The following is a 1,022-nucleotide window of genomic DNA, read 5'->3' as shown; positions in this document are numbered from 1 at the left end:
GGTTTTCATTGCTGGACTAAACAAACTATCGACAGCTATTCTTACATCGCTATGCTCAATTTGACGTTCTTCTTCATCGAAAATTTCAATAAGCTGCTCACATACCAACCCTAGATAATAAGGCATATTCCAACCTACTTCATCAATGATGGTTTGCTTAGTCTCTATATCTAGAGCGATTTCTGGACAATGCTTTTTAACGTAAAATTCTATAAACTCTATTGCTCGATCATCTTTAAAAGGACGAACACTCATAGTCACTAGCATATTGATCAAGTCAGTAACTGCCAACTTTTCTGCTAATGTGTCTAACCCTATCGAGCCTGTTAAGATAAACTGAACTTTTTCATTGAATTCAGGGTCTTGACATAGTGCACGAATACCAGATAAAAACTGCTCTACACCCTTTTTGCCCTGTTCATTAAATATTTTTTCTAGCACATCAGGGAATTCATCAATCGCAATAATGATAGTCTCTTCACTCAATTTCAGACTCTCATACAATACATCTCGAATCATTTCATGAGTAATTATTTTGGTCTCGCCTTTTTCTTTACCTAATCCAGCTTCGATGTTCGTTGGACTAACTGACAAGCTAAAATTAATATCTTTAGCCCACTCTGTGAGTTTACTCTTTATTTTTTCAGATTTTTTTATGTGCTTGGACTTGTAGATTTCACGTAGCATTTTTTGATAAAAACTCTGCTCATTATCACAAGCCTGTACAAAGACATATATCACTGCATATCCTAATTTAGGTTGGTCTTTAATATGAGTAATCAGTGAAGACTTTCCCACCCGTCTAGGTGCAAGCAATAAAACATGAGCACCATCTGATAAGTGTCTCCATAGTTTTTTTTCATCAGCAGGTCTTGAAAAGTAATTATCACCTGTCGCTATATTTCCTGTGCTCATCTCTCATCCAATTATGACTACAATTTTATAGTCATAATACTTAGCTACAAATCCATAGTCAAATACTTTAACTACAAATTTATAGCCAAGATCCACCACCTTATTCA

Annotated in this window: 1 protein-coding gene; it reads right to left on the bottom strand. The window is 35.1% G+C overall.

Features of this window, described 5'->3' with window-relative positions:
* A partial coding sequence (locus tag ACS8FC_RS15070) for an ATP-binding protein (RefSeq protein ID WP_439297368.1) occupies positions 1 to 915 on the bottom strand: 915 nt, incomplete at its 3' end.
* Positions 916 to 1,022 lie beyond the last annotated feature (107 nt).

It is taken from the genome of Psychrobacter sp. 1Y4, from assembly GCF_051847555.1.
This window is presented reverse-complemented; position numbering and strand designations above follow the sequence as displayed.